Below are 15,174 nucleotides of genomic sequence, written 5' to 3'. Positions count from 1 at the left end.
TCCAGGTGAAAAGTCTCGACACGCTGATCTTCGACAACCGCTTCGCCCGCCTCGGTGACACCTTCTCCACCGAGGTATTGCCCGAGCCCATCGAGCAGCCGCGGTTGGTGGTAGCGAGCGAGTCGGCGCTCGCTCTTCTCGATCTCGCTGCCAGCGAAGCGCACCGCCCCGAGTTCGCCGAACTGTTCGCCGGGCACAAACTCTGGGAAGAGGCCGAGCCGCGCGCCATGGTCTATTCCGGCCACCAGTTCGGCGGCTACACACCGCGACTGGGCGACGGTCGCGGGCTGCTGCTGGGCGAGGTGGTCAACGAGGCCGGCGAGCACTGGGACCTGCACCTCAAGGGCGCCGGCATGACGCCTTACTCGCGCATGGGCGATGGCCGCGCGGTGCTGCGCAGCTCGATCCGCGAATTTCTCGCCAGCGAGCACCTCCACGCCCTCGGTATCCCCAGCTCGCGCGCACTGTGCGTGACGGGGTCGAGCACGCCGGTCTGGCGCGAGAAGCAGGAAAGCGCGGCCATGGTGCTGCGCCTGGCGCAGAGCCACGTGCGCTTCGGCCACTTCGAATACTTCTACTACACGCGCCAGCACGAGCACCTGAAGACGCTGGGCGAGCATGTCATGGCCTGCCACTTCCCGCGTTGCCTGGAACAGGACGAACCCTGGCTGGCGATGCTGCGTGAAGTGATCGAACGCACCGCCGCGATGATCGCCAACTGGCAGGCCTATGGCTTCTGCCATGGGGTGATGAACACCGACAATATGTCGATCCTTGGTATCACCTTCGACTACGGCCCTTACGCCTTCCTCGACGATTTCGACGCCAACCACATCTGCAACCATTCCGACGACACCGGCCGCTACAGCTTCAGCAACCAGGTGCCCATCGCTCACTGGAACCTCGCCGCACTGGCCCAGGCGCTGACGCCCTTCGCCACGGTCGAACACTTGCGCGAGACATTGGAGTTGTTCCTGCCGCTTTACCAGGCGCACTACCTCGACCTGATGCGCAAGCGCCTGGGTTTCACCAGTGCCGAGGATGAGGACGAAGCGCTGATCCAGCGTCTGCTGCAACTGATGCAGCAGGGCAGGGCCACCGACTACAACCTGTTCTTCCGTCGCCTGGGCGAGCAGGCGCCTGCCGAGGCGCTGAACATCGTGCGCGACGACTTCGTCGACCTGGTAGGCTTCGACGCCTGGGGCCGCGACTACCTGGCCCGTTGCGAACGTGAAGGTGGCGAACAGGCCGAACGCCAGCTGCGCATGCATTCGGTCAACCCCAGGTACATCCTGCGCAACTACCTGGCGCAGCAGGCCATTGAGGCCGCCGAACAGGGCGACTATGGCCCGGTGCGGGAGCTGCACGCAGTGCTGTCACGACCGTTCGACGAACAGCCGGACATGCAACGCTATGCCGAGCGCCCGCCACAGTGGGGCAAGCACCTGGAGATCAGTTGTTCATCGTGAATATGGCGTGCCCCCCTGACCGCAGGGTGCGCCGCACGCACCAACCGTCCGCTGACCGCGCAGGATAGAACCCACCACAGCTGCCAGCGGGTCGCACCCTTCCTACTCAGGCAGTCCGCTCAGGTTGGTGGATATCGCGCCAGCCACCCGAGCTGGACGCCTTATCTATTAAATCGAAAAGGCATATCAATCTACCCAAACATTCTTAGACTATCTAAGAGAACCCCTCTATCTTGGCGCCCTGCCAGGCCGCCCAGTGCGTGCCCGATACCTCACACGAGATTCGATGCAAAGAATCTGCGCCCGATCCTGCGTGCCAAGACCTGCTGTCCAAACAGCCAGGCCACCTAGCGGATCAGAAGCCGGTTCTAAGGATTTTCATGCTCTGGGACTCCCTGCCGCTGCTGTTCGTCGGCGCCCTGCTGATCTGGGTGCTCTATGCCTTCGTCCGCGAAAAGTGGAGCCCGGATATCGTCGCCGCCATCGCCGTGGCCGCCTTGCTGGTCAGCCAGTTGCTGACGCCAGGCGAAGTGCTCAGTGTGCTGTCCAACTCGGCCCCCGTGACCATCGCCTGCATGTTCGTGCTCTCCGCCGCGCTGGAGCGTACCGGCTGCATCGACGCCCTCGGCAACTGGCTGGGCAATCTGGTCGGCACCAGCCCGATTCGCGTGCTCACCGGCCTCACCGTCACTGCGCTGGTGGTGTCCGCCTGCCTGAACAATACGCCAGTGGTGGCCATCCTAACTCCTGTAGCCATCGCACTGGCGCGCCGCGCCGGCACCCTGCCATCCAAACTTCTGATCCCGCTGTCCTACGCCACCATTCTCGGCGGCACCCTGACCATGATCGGCACCTCGACCAACATCCTGGTCGACGGCGTTGCACGCAAGGCCGGCATGGCGCCCTTTGGCATCTTCGAGATCACCGGCGTCGGCCTGATCATGGCGGCCTTTGGCATGCTGTACCTGCTGACCGTAGGCCGCCACCTGCTGCCGGAACGCGAGACTCTGTCGCGCCAGCTGCGCCCGGATCTGTCGCGCACCTTCATGACCGAACTGCTGGTGCCACAGGGCTCACCGATGATCGGCAAGACTCTGCACGAAGCCAACCTCAATGGCGGCAGCGGCCTGCAGGTGCTCAAGTTGTTCCGTGAAGAGCAGGAGCTGACCGAACCCGGCGCCGACACCCTGCTGGCCAGCGGCGACCGCCTGGTGCTGCATGGTCAGGTCAAGGACGTGGTGGAACTGCGCGAAAGCGGCCACCTGAGCTTCAACCGCAGCGACGCCTTCGAGACCATCAGCAGCCACGACGTGATTCTCGCCGAGGCCATCGTCGGGCGTAACTCGCGCTACAGCCACCGGCCGATGCGCGATCTGGACCTCACCGCGCGCTACGGCATCGCGGTGCTCGCCGTGCATCGCCAGGACGAGAACGTGCAGGGCAACCTCGATGATTTCGAGCTGCAATTCGGCGACGTGATGCTGGTCGAGGGCACACCTGCACAGATCAAACGCTTCGCCGACAACGGCGAGCTGATCAGCCTCAACGCCGTGCAGGAGCGCGCCTTCCGCCGCGACAAGGCGCCTATCGCAATTCTCTCGACCCTGGCGGTCATGCTGCTGGCCGCCTTTGGCGTGATGCCCATCGAAGGCCTGGCGATCATCGGCGCAGTGACCGTGCTGGCAACCCGCTGCCTGGATGTGGAGGACGCCTACAAGGCGGTGGACTGGAAGATCCTCAGTCTGATCTTCGGCATGCTGGCCATCAGCATCGCCATGGACAAGGTCGGTCTGGTCAAGCTGCTGGTGGAAAACGTCATGAGCTGGCTGCCCTGGGCAGGGCCGCTGCTGATGCTGAGTTTCATCTACCTGTTCACGTCCATCCTGACCGAGATGCTGTCGAACAATGCCGTGGCAGTGCTGGTTACGCCCATCGCCATCGGCATGGCCCAACATCTGGGCGTCGACCCACGCGCCTTCGTGGTCGCGGTGATGTTCGCCGCCAGCGCCAGCTTCGCCACGCCCATCGGCTACCAGACCAACACCTTCGTCTACAACGCTGGTGGCTACCGCTTCACTGACTTCATGAAGATCGGCATTCCCCTGAATCTGCTGCTGTGGGGCGTCGCCACGCTGGTCATCCCCTGGTTCTTCCCGCTGACCCCGCTCTGACTTGATATCCGCAGGCACTGGCTCCATCTAAGGTGTATGCCCCACGGAGCCTCGCCTCATGTCCGATCCGCTGCTGATTCCCTGCCCACACTGCAACGGGCTCAACCGCATTCCCGCCGAGCGTCTGCACGACGCCCCACGTTGCGGCCGCTGCAAAAGTGACGTGCTGCCCGCGGCGCCCATCACGCTCACCCAAGCCAACTTCGTCAGTCAGTTGAAGGGCGACCTGCCACTGCTGGTGGATGTCTGGGCCAGTTGGTGCGGTCCCTGCCAGGCCTTCGCTCCGACCTTCCAGCAGGCAGCCGCCCAACTGCAAGGCCGCTGCCGTCTGGGCAAGCTCGATAGCGAGGCCAATCCGAACCTGGCCGGGCAACTCGGCATCCGTTCCATTCCCAGCCTGATCCTGTTCAAGGGCGGCGTCGAAATCGCCCGCCAGAGCGGCGCCATGCCGCTGCCGCAACTGCAGGCCTGGCTGCGTCAGCAGGGCATCTAGGATGCCCCTGTTGCCCCGATGCAATCGGGGAAATGGCGTGCCGGCGATCCCCGGATTGCATCCGGGTTAAGTGCTTGGGGGCGCTTGAGCGCTTCGGTCAGTCAGCACGGGCGCTGCGGTCAATTGCAGCGCACCTTCCGCCCCTTAGTCTGGCAAAACGTCCACTCAGGGAGTTTTGCCATGCCGCTGCCCGTTGAAATCGCTCGCCAGCTCACCGAGGAACAGATCGCCTTCGTCAAACGCAGCGGCCTCAGGGCCGAGGTGCTGGAGCCAGGCTTCGTGCGCCTGCGCATGCCCCTGCAAGACAACCAGAACCATATCGGCAGCATGTACGCGGGCGCCCTCTTCACCCTCGCCGAAATACCCGGCGGCGCGCTGTTTCTGACCAGCTTCGACGCCGAGCGCTTCTACCCCATCATCAAGGAAATGAACCTGCGCTTTCGCCGCCCGGCCACGGGCGACATTCAGGTCGAGGCGCGCCTCTCGGCCGAGGAAATCGCCCACCTGGAAGAACAAGCCAGCCAGCAGGGCAAGGCCGACTATCTGCTGGAGCTGCAACTGACCGACGGCAGCGGCGAAGTGGTCGCAGAAAGTCGCGGCCACTACCAATTGCGTTTACGCTGAATGACGCCGCTGCCTGCATTCGCAATCGGTAACAGTCCCCGACCTTGCCATAGGTCAAAAGAGCGGCTATCTGAACAGGCACAATAAAATTGCCGAGGGGTATCGGCAGGAGAGCCGTCACCATGTTCAACCATATTCTTATCGCCCATGACCTGCGCGACACCGCTGACATGGCGCTGTGCCGTGCCACGCAGTTGGCTCAGCAGCACAAGGCCCGCCTGAGCATCCTGCATGTACTCGACCCCAGCCAGAGCAGCGAGCAGCATGAAAAGGCGCGCCAGGCGCTGGATCGCAGCCTGACCCGATACGCTCCACCCGGCACCGAACTGCGCATGCTCAGCGGCAAACCTTCGGAGGTCGTCCTGCAACAGGTTCAGGACAGCGGCTGCGACCTGCTGGTGCTGGGCGGACACCACCAGCGCCATGACTTTTTCTCCGGCACCAGCCTCGATCGCATCGCCCGCCGCTGCACCGTGCCGCTGCTGCTGGTCGCGCGCAACGACGCCAAGCCTTACCAGCGGGCGCTGGCCGCCATCGACTTCTCCCTGTGCGCCTGCAGTGCCCTCGGCCAGGCCTATCGCCTGTTGCCCGGCGATGCCGAGCTGCACGCCCTGCATGTATTCGAACCAGACAAGGGCACACCGCAGCAGGTTGAACTGCAACTGCAGACCCAGCGCGGCCTGATCGATCAGCTGTTGCAGGACGAAGCACAAAGCCTGCCACCTGGAGGTCCGAAGCTGAGCCACGACGTGCTGCAGGGCGGCATCCTGCGCAGCCTGCAGGAGCAGATCAAGGCGCGTCGAGCAGAACTGCTGGTGCTCGGCAGCCACGGCCGCAGCGCCTTCTCCCAAGCCCTGTTGGGTAGCCTGGCGCAGCATTTCCTGCACAAGGCACCGTGCGACGTGTTCGTGGTGCGCTAGCCCGCGCAGTCAGATCGCCGCCAAGCCCCGCCCCCCATCACCCTCACTCGGGGCGGCCGATCAGCCGCCCTTTGCACTGCGGCAACACGCGCGCCTTCCGAGCAGAGGCGTCGTAAACCCATAGTCGGCATCCCGCCCCCCCTCGATGCCTGGACACAGCAGCACGGATGCCAATTAGCCATCACCCTTGTAGAATCGCCCCGCCTAATGGCCAAACCGATGCATACAAGGAGTAGTTTCATGAGTATGGAAAAGACCTTCAGACTGGTCGCCGTTACCTTCCTGCTGGCGCTTTGCGTTGGCTGCGCAACGAGTCGTTCCGAGATCGATGTGAAGGTTCCTTCACTGGAGCTGGCCGCTAACCCCGAAGCCGGCAACGGCAAGAAGGTGTACATCAGCGCAGTCGATGAACGCGTTTTCGAAATCAAGCCGAGTCAGGCCGACATCCCGTCACTGAAGAATGCGGAAACTGCTGATCGCTCGATCACCGAGCGGGCCGTTGGTCGCAAGAGAAATGGCTACGGCAAAGCGCTGGGAGACGTTCTGCTGCCATCTGGCCGCACCGTTTCCGCCCTGGTCGAAGAGTCTGTGGCCTCTGCCTATCGGCAAGCCGGCTATGACGTGGTGACAGAGCCCAACGCCGCAGGCGCCACTGAGGTGAAGGTTCGCGTCAAGGAGTTCTGGTCATGGTTTTCGCCAGGCTTCTTCTACGTGACGGTGAACAACAAGTCGCGCCTGAACATCGAAGCCGCAGGCCAACCGAACATGGAGATCGTCACGCTGAAAAGCGACGGCATGCAAGCCGTTACCGACAGCGACTGGAAAGCCATCACCGAAGCTGGCCTCCGGGAAATCGCCCAGGAAACCGCCAACAAACTCTGATGCATCAAGCTGAAACAGGAACGCCCCGATAACCTTGGGGCGTTCTTGTTGAAATCTATTACTCAAGCCGTCCTGGACAGCGTCAATCTGCCGCGTTCAGCAGATCGTGCAACTCGACGAACTGCTGGGTCAGCTTGTGCCGTGCATCCAGATAGATCAGTGGCGTGCACACCTGGTGCGATTCGCGCATCTTCACCGAGCTCATCAGGTTCACCGGCAACACCGGCAAGCCCTCGGCGACCAACTCATCCAGCAGTTGCTGCGGCAATGTGGCACGCGGCTGGAACTGGTTGACCACGATACCCTCCACCTCCAGATCCTCGTTATGGTCCTCCTTCAACTCGTCGATCTCGGCCAGCAGGCCGTACAGGGCGTTGCGCGAGAAGCTGTCGCAGTCGAAGGGAATCAACACGCGGTCTGCCGCGATCAAGGCTGAAACCGTATAGAAATTCAGTGCTGGCGGCGTGTCCAGGTAGATGTGGTCGTAATCTTCGGCCAGCTCGTCGAGCAGTTTGCGCAGTTTGTTGATCTTGTGCTTCTGCTCCAGCTTCGGCTGCAGCTCGGCCAGCTCTGCCGTGGCGGTGACCACATGCAGGTTGTCGAACGGCGTCTCGTAGATATCCACCTTGCCCTTCTTGGCGAAAGGCCCGGAAGACAGGGTCTGTTTGAAGAAGTCGGCAATGCCCATGGGGATTTCCTCACCAGTGAGCCCGGTGAGGTACTGGGTCGAGTTGGCCTGGGCATCCAGGTCTATCAGCAGCGTACGGTAGCCCTGCGCCGCACTTACCGCCGCGAGATTACAGGCGATGCTGGACTTGCCCACGCCCCCCTTCTGGTTGAACACCACACGTCGCATCGCCGCTCTCCCTGATCTGGAATGTTCCGAATACTATGCAAAGCCCATGACAAGCACGAGACGTAGGCCACATCGCCATCATCCGCCCATCAGAAGAAGCTGCGCAACATTTGCACAGCGCCGCGTGCATCTAGATAATGCCCGCCCGAACAAGTACCGGCACTATGCCATGGCACTGACTGACACTGTCTCTTTCAGGCGTCTCGTCGTGCCGACCAGTATGCCCGGAGTGGCGAAAAGCCTCGTGCTATGAATTTCCAGATCGAAGGATTGCGCGCCTGGGCCCCCGGCCTGGAGTCAGAGGATGATTGGCGAGCCTGGTGCAACGCCCCCGTGGTCGTGCCCGACGACCAGCAGCAGCCGGACGTGAGTTTCCTACCCGCCATGCAGCGCCGCCGCCTCAGCCGGCTGGCGCGGATGCTGTTCCATGTCGCCTGGCCGCTGGCAGAGGGTCAAGGCCCTCTGCCACTGGTGTTCGCCTCGCGTCATGGCGAGACGCCGCGCACGCTGGCGATCCTCAGCGAACTGGCGAAGGACGAACCGCTGTCGCCCACCCAATTCAGCCTCTCGGTGCATAACGCCATCATCGGCCTGTGGTCGATCCTGCGTGAAGACACCAGCGAGATGACCGCCATGGCTGCTACCGGGGACGGTCTGGAACAGGCCATGCTTGAAGCCAGTGGCCTGCTTGCCGAAGGTGCTCCTGCAGTATTACTAGTTATTGCAGAAGAATTACCGCCTGACCTCTACACGCCCTATATAGATGACGTACCCTTCTCCTACGCGCTGGCTCTGCTGCTGAAACCGGGCAAAACCTGGACCTTGAGCCTCGCCCCCGCCGAATCCGGCTTACCCGCCGCCTGGCCACATCCCCTGAACCTGCTGCGCGCCTTGTATGGTGGGCAGCCAACGCTGATTCACTACTGGAAAGACCGCCAATGGATCTGGTCACGCAACGAGGCCTGAGCCCTTACAGCCCGCCTTATGCATGGAGGCTTGTCGCCACCGCACTGAGCTTTGCCCTATTCGGCGTCGGCGGGGTGCTGCTGCGCGTGCTTGTCTTCCCGCTGCTCAGCCTGCTGCCCGGCGACACCCTGCGCCGGCGAACCCGAGCGCGTGCAGTGGTCAGCCGGACGTTTCGCCTATTCGTCGAGTTCATGTTCCGCACTGGTGTTCTCACCTATGAGGTCGAGGGCGCAGAACGCCTGGGCCGTCCAGGACAAATGGTCATCGCCAATCATCCCTCGCTGATCGATGTGGTCGTGCTGATTGCCTTCATCCGCGATGCCAACTGCGTGGTCAAACAGAGCCTGTGGGAAAACCCCTGCATGCGCGGGCCGATTCGTGCCGCCCGGTACATCAGCAACAGCGGCAGCATGGACATGCTCGACGAAGCTGCCGGCGCCCTGCAGAACGGCGAAACCCTCATCATTTTCCCCGAGGGCACCCGCACCGTACCCGGCACCAACCCGGAATTTCATCGTGGTGCCGCCGCGATTGCCGTGCGCGGCGCCAGTGTGGTGACCCCGGTGGTCATCAGCGTGACACCTACGACGCTGACCAAGGCCGAACCCTGGTACAGCATTCCATCGCGCCGCTTTCACTTTCGGCTGCGGGTCGGGGAGGATATCGACCCGCGGCAATTCACCGAGCAGGCGCCATTGCCGATTGCCTCGCGCAAGCTCAACGACCATCTGCACCAACACTTTATGAAGGAGCTCGCCTCAGATGAGCGATCTGCAACTTGAAATCAAGAACCTGATCATCGACGCCCTCGGCCTCGAGGACATGAGCGCCGATGACATTGGCGCGGAGCAGACTCTGTTTGGCGAAGGGCTCGGCCTGGACTCGGTGGATGCGCTCGAGCTGGGGCTGGCGATCCAGAAGCGCTTCGGCATCAAGATCGACGCTGAAGCCAAGGACACGCGTAAGCACTTCGCCAACGTCGCGAGCCTGGCTGCGTTCGTTTCCGCCCAAAAAGCTGCCTGAGAATTTCACCGATGCAAAACCGTGAAGAAATCTTCGTCACCCTGCGTAGCGCCTTGGTGGAGCTGTTCGAGCTGGATGCCGAGCGCGTGACCCTGGACGCCAGCCTGTATGAAGACCTGGAGATCGACAGCATCGATGCGGTCGACCTGATCGACCATATCAAGCGCCAGACCGGGCGCAAGCTCGCCGCTGAAGAGTTCAAGAGCGTGCGCAGCGTGGGCGATGTGGTCGAAGCCGTCTATCGCCTGATCAATGACACGCCTCAGGCCCAAGACTGACTCCATGGCTCGCCTGTTTGGCCTGCTCTTGCTGATAGCCGGCGTGCTCTATCCGTTCGCCGTCTATTACGGCCTGGAGCATTGGTCGCCACGTGTGTTCGCCGCATTGCTGGGCGGACTCTGGCTTGCCCGCGCACTGACGGCACGACGCCGACCGGGCGGCCTGTGGCTGGCCGTGGCGGCGTTGGTGTTCTGCCTGCTGCTCGGAGTCGCGAACGAACCGGCGCTGCTGCGCTGGTACCCGGTACTGCTCAACCTGATGCTGCTGGCGCTGTTTGGCCTCAGCCTGAAATTCGGCCCGCCACTGGTGGAACGCATGGCGCGCCTGCGTGAACCGGAGCTGCCGGACGTCGCCGTGCGCTACACGCGCACCGTCACCAAGATCTGGGCGCTGTTCTTCCTCGGCAACACGTTCCTGCTGATGGCGCTGGCGATGTGGGCGCCGCTTTCCTGGTGGACGCTCTACACCGGATTCATCTCTTACGGCCTGATTGGCCTGTTGTTCGCTGGCGAATGGTTGATCCGCCAGCAGGTAAGGAAATACGAATGACCTGGCTGCCCATCACCGATCTGTTGCTGAAGGCTCAGCCCGAGCGTCAGGTTGCTCTGGAGCCCGTACTGCATCATCCAGAGCTGCGTGAGCGCGCCTTGCGCCTGGCCGCAGCCCTGCAGGCGCGCGGTGTACAACGCGTGGCGCTGTATCTGGAAGATGCTGCCGAGCTGGCCATCGCTCTGCTCGGCGCCTGGCGCGTCGGGGTGCAGGTACTGCTGCCCGCCGATGCCCAGACGCAAACCCGGCAGCGCCTGTCGGCCCAGATCGACCTATGGCTGGACGACCTGAGCGAGCTGGATGCCGAGCCACTGCCTGGTGCACGCCTGCTGCCCGAGCATTGCCGCCTGACCCTGTGCACCTCGGGCTCCAGTGGCGAACCCAAGCTGATCGACAAGAGCCTTGCGCAGCTGGCCAACGAGGTCGAAGCATTGGAGCGGTTGTGGGGCCAGAACCTCGGCCAGGCCAGCATCCTCGGCAGTGTCGCCTGCCAGCATATCTATGGCCTGCTGTTTCGCCTGCTGTGGCCGCTGTGCGCAGGCCGCCCCCTGTACCGCCGCGCCGTGCCCTTCCCCGAGGATCTGCAGCGCATCAGCCTGGATCAGGGCGACTTTGCCTGGATAGCCAGCCCGGCCTTGCTCAAGCGCATGGGCGACAACCTCGACTGGTCGGCGCTGAGCCGCGTGAAACAGGTATTCTCCTCCGGCGGCGCGCTGCCCGGCGAAGCGGCCGAATCCCTGCACGAACGCCTGGGCCAGTGGCCGACGGAAATCTACGGCAGCTCGGAAACCGGCGGCATTGGCTGGCGTCAGGGCGATACGGCCTGGCAGCCGTTCCCAGGCGTCGAGCTGAGCCTTGATGAAACCGGCGCCCTGCGCATTGCTTCGCCGTACTTGCCAGCTGGGCATATCGAACAGAGCGCAGATGCCGCCGAGATTGGCACTGACGGCCGTTTCGTCCTGCGTGGGCGCCTCGACCGCATCGTCAAGCTGGAAGAGAAGCGCATCTCCCTGCCCATGCTCGAGCAGGCGCTGATGAGTCATGACTGGGTGACCGATGCCCGCCTTGGCGTGATTCAGGAAGGTCGAGCCTTCCTCGGTGCCGTGCTGGCCCTGAGCACGAACGGCGTGCATGTCCTGCGCAACCAGGGGCGTCGCAGCGTCACCGAAACCCTGCGCCGGCACCTGGCCGAACATTGCGAGGCCATCGCCCTGCCGCGCCGCTGGCGCCTGCTCCTGGAGTTGCCCTACAGCAGCCAGGGCAAGCTGGCGCAGAGCCAGATCGACGCACTGCTGGCCGCGCCACGCCCAACGCGGGTGGAGCCTTTCAGTCGCGAAGAACTCGACGGCGAATGGCTGCTGCAATTGCAGGTGCCAGTGGATCTCGCCCACTTCACCGGCCATTTCCCGCAAACGCCGGTACTGCCGGGCGTGGTACAGGTCGACTGGGCCCAACAACTGGCCCGCCAGTTGATCGCACATCTGCCACCGCGCTTCGCCGGCATGGAAGTGCTGAAATTCCAGCAACTGGTGCGCCCCGGCGACACCCTGCAGTTGTCCCTGCGTTTCGATGCCGAACGCGGCAAGCTGTATTTCGCTTATCGCAATGGCGAGGCTGCCTGTTCTTCCGGGCGCATTCTGCTGGAGCAGGCCCATGGCTGAGCCAGGCTTCAATCCCTGCGCGGTGATCCCGGTGTACGACCACGAGCGGCCATTGCCCGGTGTGGTCGGGCAACTGCGCAGCGCCGGCTTGCCGTGCCTGCTGGTGGACGACGGCTCGAACGCAACCTGCGCTGCGGTAATCGACGAACTGGCGCAGCAGCCGAACATTCACCTGCTACGCCTGCCGAGCAACCAGGGCAAGGGCGGTGCAGTGATGGCCGGCCTGCGCGAAGCAGCGCGCCTCGGCTACAGCCATGCCCTGCAGGTAGACGCTGATGGTCAGCACGACCTGAGCACCCTGGATCAGTTCATCGCCGCCGCTCGCGCTCATCCGCAAACCCTGGTCTGTGGCTATCCGCAATACGATGCGAGCGTGCCCAGGTCGCGCCTTTACGCCCGCTACCTGACCCACGTCTGGGTCTGGATCAACTGCCTGTCCTTGCAGATTCGCGACTCCATGTGCGGCTTTCGCATCTACCCGCTGCCGGCCACTCTGGCCCTGCTCGATACGGTGCAACTCGGTCGGCGCATGGATTTCGACACCGAGATACTGGTGCGCATGGCCTGGCGTGAACAGCCGATGCACTGGCTGCCGACCCGCGTGCACTACCCGGCCGATGGCCTTTCGCATTTTCGCCTGTGGCACGACAACCTGCTGATCTCGGGCATGCATGCCCGGCTGTTCTTCGGCATGCTGCTGCGCGCGCCAAGGATTCTATGGCGCAGGCTGGTCACATGAACGCTGCCGAGCACAACGATCACTGGGCCCGGCAGAAGGAGCGCGGCAGTTTTCTGCTGATGCGCTTTACCGTCGTAGCGGCGCGCCTGCTTGGCCGTCGCCCTCTGGTGCCGCTGCTGTACCTGATCGTCCTGTATTTCTACATCTTCGGCCGCAGCGCGCGGACCAGCATCCATCAGTACCAGAACAACCTGGCGAGCTGGGGCGCACGTCCCGATCTGCGTCCGAGCCGCCGTTCGGTACTGCGTCAGTTCCTGGCATTCGCCGATAGTCTGCTGGACAAGCTCGATGTGTGGAACGGCCGCCTGCCTTTGCAGGAACTACAACTGGTCGACCCCGGCAACCTGCGCGACACGCTGCACGACGGCGGCCGTGGACGGCTGCTGGTAGGCGCTCACCTGGGCAACCTGGAGGTCTGTCGGGCACTGGCCGAACTCGGCGAGCGGGTACGCATGAACGTACTGGTGCACACCAAGCACGCCGAGCGCTTCAACCGCCTGCTGGGCGAATCCGGCGCCAGCCACCTGCGCCTGATTCAGGTCAGCGAACTGGACCCGGCGATCATGCTGCAACTGGCCGAGCGCCTGGAACGCGGCGAGTGGCTGGCTATCGCTGGAGACCGCGTGCCGCTGCATGGCGGACGCAATGTCACGGTCGACTTTCTTGGCCAACCCGCAGCATTCCCTCAAGGTCCCTGGCTGCTGGCAGGCCTGTTGCAATGCCCGGTCGGGCTGATGCACTGCCTGAAGATCGACGGGCGCTATCAGGTGCGCCTGGAGCACTTTGCCGATGTGGTGAGCTGGAAGCGCAGCGAGCGCGACCAGGTGGTTCACGGCTGGGCACAACGTTACGCGCAGCGCCTGGGCGAACACTGCCTGGACGCACCGCTGCAATGGTTCAACTTCTACCCTTTCTGGAAGCGAGATGACGACATACCAGCCTGAGCCGGTGATCTTCGGCGAGCGCGCCCTGACCATCGAGAACATCGTAGCCCTGTCGCAGCGCCAGGCCCGCGCCCAGCTGCAGGATGATGCCGCCTACCGGGAAAAGATCGCCAAGGGCGCACGCTTCCTCGACACCCTGCTGGACAAGGAAGGCGTGATCTACGGCGTGACCACCGGCTACGGCGACTCCTGCGTGGTAGCGGTGCCGCTGCATCAGGTCGAGGCGCTGCCCAAGCACCTGTTTACCTTCCACGGTTGCGGCCTGGGCAAACTGCTCGACGCGCCGAGCAGCCGCGCCGTTCTGGCTGCCCGACTGCAGTCGCTGTGCCACGGCGTTTCCGGCGTGCGCGTGGAACTGCTGGAGCGCATCCAGGCCTTCATCGATCACGACGTGCTGCCCCTGATCCCGGAAGAAGGCTCGGTCGGCGCCAGCGGCGATCTCACTCCGCTGTCCTACGTCGCCGCCACCCTCAGCGGTGAGCGCGACGTGCTGTACAAGGGCGAGCGTCGCAGCGCCGCCGAGGTGCATGAAGAGCTCGGCTGGACGCCGCTGACCCTGCGCCCGAAAGAAGCCCTGGCACTGATGAACGGCACCGCCGTGATGACCGCCCTGGCCTGCCTGGCCTATGCCCGTGCCGACTACCTGCTGAAGCTGGCCACGCGCATCACCGCGCTCAACGTGATCGCCCTGGAGGGCAACCCGGAGCACTTCGACGAGCGCCTGTTCGCCGCCAAGCCGCACCCGGGCCAGACCCAGGTCGCCGCCTGGATTCGTCAGGATCTGGCCGTCGAGGCGCCGCTGCCACCACTGCATCGCCTGCAGGATCGCTACTCGATCCGTTGTGCGCCGCACGTACTTGGCGTACTGGCCGACAGCCTGGGCCTGCTGCGTCAGTTCATCGAGATCGAACTCAACAGCGCCAACGACAACCCGTTGTTCGACGCCGAGACCGAGCGCACCCTGCACGGCGGCCACTTCTATGGCGGGCATATTGCCTTCGCCATGGACAGCCTGAAGAACCTGGTCGGCAACGTCGCCGACCTGCTCGACCGTCAGCTCGCCCTGCTGGTGGACACTCGCTACAACCACGGCCTGCCGAGCAACCTGTCCGGCGCGCCGGCCGAAACGGCGATGATCAACCACGGTTTCAAGGCCGTGCAGATCGGCGCCAGCGCCTGGACCGCCGAAGCGCTGAAGAACACCATGCCGGCCAGCGTGTTCTCGCGCTCCACCGAATGCCATAACCAGGACAAGGTGAGCATGGGCACCATCGCCGCGCGCGATGCCCTGCGCAGCCTGGAACTGACCGAGCAGGTCGCTGCCGCCACGCTGCTCGCCGCCAACCAGGGCGTTTGGCTGCGCGAGCGCGCCGGCAAGCAGGACATCCCCGCGCCACTGTTCGCCATGCGCGAGCAGTTGGCCAGCGACTTCCCGCCGGTGATCGAAGACCGCGCCCTGGAAGGCGAACTGCGCCTGTGCCTGGAACGCATCCGCACCCAGCACTGGAGGCTGTATGCCTGAGCCTGTTCTGGTGCGCATGGCGCACCCGATGCCCCACTACCAAGTAGGGTGCGCCATACGCACCATCGGCTCAGGA

General features: G+C 63.7%; 16 protein-coding genes. 15 read left to right on the top strand and 1 reads right to left on the bottom strand.

Going from position 1 to position 15,174, the window contains the following annotated elements; all coding sequences use genetic code 11:
* Positions 1-5 precede the first annotated feature (5 nt).
* The 6 genes from selO to GV002_RS14845 all read left to right on the top strand — a co-directional run bounded on the left by selO (position 6) and on the right by GV002_RS14845 (position 6,559).
* Positions 6-1,469 carry a protein adenylyltransferase SelO gene (gene selO, locus GV002_RS14870; RefSeq protein ID WP_160019152.1) on the top strand — a complete coding sequence of 488 codons (1,464 nt, stop codon included), beginning with the start codon at positions 6-8 and terminating at the stop codon, positions 1,467-1,469.
* Positions 1,470-1,849: 380 nt separating this feature from the next.
* A complete protein-coding gene (locus GV002_RS14865; RefSeq protein ID WP_160019151.1) occupies positions 1,850-3,640 on the top strand; it encodes an SLC13 family permease in 1,791 nt (596 codons plus the stop codon).
* A gap of 58 nt (positions 3,641-3,698) precedes the next feature.
* On the top strand, positions 3,699-4,133 hold the full coding sequence (trxC, locus tag GV002_RS14860) for a thioredoxin TrxC (protein WP_160019150.1): 435 nt from the start codon (positions 3,699-3,701) through the stop codon (positions 4,131-4,133).
* 180 nt (positions 4,134-4,313) lie between these two features.
* On the top strand, positions 4,314-4,757 hold the full coding sequence (locus tag GV002_RS14855) for a YiiD C-terminal domain-containing protein (RefSeq protein WP_160019149.1): 444 nt from the start codon (positions 4,314-4,316) through the stop codon (positions 4,755-4,757).
* Between the two features lie 122 nt (positions 4,758-4,879).
* Positions 4,880-5,677 carry a universal stress protein gene (locus GV002_RS14850; protein WP_160019148.1) on the top strand — a complete coding sequence of 266 codons (798 nt, stop codon included), beginning with the start codon at positions 4,880-4,882 and terminating at the stop codon, positions 5,675-5,677.
* 240 nt (positions 5,678-5,917) lie between these two features.
* Positions 5,918-6,559, top strand: coding sequence for a flagellar biosynthesis protein (locus GV002_RS14845; protein WP_160019147.1), 642 nt, complete (start codon positions 5,918-5,920; stop codon positions 6,557-6,559).
* An 82-nt stretch (positions 6,560-6,641) separates the two neighbouring features.
* On the opposite strand, the gene GV002_RS14840 is transcribed toward GV002_RS14845, so the two are convergent.
* Entirely contained in the window at positions 6,642-7,415 is a 774-nt protein-coding gene (locus GV002_RS14840; protein WP_160019146.1) for a ParA family protein, read from the bottom strand.
* 249 nt (positions 7,416-7,664) lie between these two features.
* On the opposite strand from GV002_RS14840, the gene GV002_RS14835 reads away from it, so the two are divergent.
* From GV002_RS14835 to hutH, 9 genes are read left to right on the top strand one after another with little or no spacing between them, the layout of a single operon-like run.
* Positions 7,665-8,381: a beta-ketoacyl synthase chain length factor gene (locus tag GV002_RS14835; protein ID WP_160019145.1), complete on the top strand. Its 717-nt coding sequence runs from the start codon at positions 7,665-7,667 to the stop codon at positions 8,379-8,381.
* Positions 8,354-9,163, top strand: coding sequence for a lysophospholipid acyltransferase family protein (locus GV002_RS14830; RefSeq protein ID WP_178094697.1), 810 nt, complete (start codon positions 8,354-8,356; stop codon positions 9,161-9,163). Before GV002_RS14835 ends, GV002_RS14830 begins: the two co-directional genes overlap by 28 nt.
* Positions 9,144-9,404 carry a phosphopantetheine-binding protein gene (locus GV002_RS14825; protein ID WP_017678587.1) on the top strand — a complete coding sequence of 87 codons (261 nt, stop codon included), beginning with the start codon at positions 9,144-9,146 and terminating at the stop codon, positions 9,402-9,404. Before GV002_RS14830 ends, GV002_RS14825 begins: the two co-directional genes overlap by 20 nt.
* 11 nt (positions 9,405-9,415) lie before the next feature.
* Positions 9,416-9,682, top strand: a complete 267-nt coding sequence (locus GV002_RS14820) for an acyl carrier protein (protein WP_160019144.1) — start codon at positions 9,416-9,418, stop codon at positions 9,680-9,682.
* Between the two features lie 4 nt (positions 9,683-9,686).
* A complete protein-coding gene (locus tag GV002_RS14815; protein WP_160019143.1) occupies positions 9,687-10,232 on the top strand; it encodes a hypothetical protein in 546 nt (181 codons plus the stop codon).
* On the top strand, positions 10,229-11,893 hold the full coding sequence (locus tag GV002_RS14810; RefSeq protein WP_160019142.1) for an acyl-CoA synthetase family protein: 1,665 nt from the start codon (positions 10,229-10,231) through the stop codon (positions 11,891-11,893). Before GV002_RS14815 ends, GV002_RS14810 begins: the two co-directional genes overlap by 4 nt.
* On the top strand, positions 11,886-12,632 hold the full coding sequence (locus GV002_RS14805; protein ID WP_160019141.1) for a glycosyltransferase family 2 protein: 747 nt from the start codon (positions 11,886-11,888) through the stop codon (positions 12,630-12,632). Before GV002_RS14810 ends, GV002_RS14805 begins: the two co-directional genes overlap by 8 nt.
* A complete protein-coding gene (locus tag GV002_RS14800; RefSeq protein ID WP_372241835.1) occupies positions 12,629-13,576 on the top strand; it encodes a glycosyl transferase in 948 nt (315 codons plus the stop codon). The genes GV002_RS14805 and GV002_RS14800 overlap by 4 nt, the downstream gene beginning before the upstream one ends.
* Positions 13,557-15,098 carry an HAL/PAL/TAL family ammonia-lyase gene (gene hutH, locus GV002_RS14795; protein ID WP_160019139.1) on the top strand — a complete coding sequence of 514 codons (1,542 nt, stop codon included), beginning with the start codon at positions 13,557-13,559 and terminating at the stop codon, positions 15,096-15,098. Before GV002_RS14800 ends, hutH begins: the two co-directional genes overlap by 20 nt.
* The last annotated feature ends 76 nt before the right edge of the window (positions 15,099-15,174 follow it).

Source organism: Pseudomonas sp. 8O (assembly GCF_902506495.1).
GTDB lineage: Bacteria > Pseudomonadota > Gammaproteobacteria > Pseudomonadales > Pseudomonadaceae > Aquipseudomonas > Aquipseudomonas chaetocerotis.
This window is presented reverse-complemented; position numbering and strand designations above follow the sequence as displayed.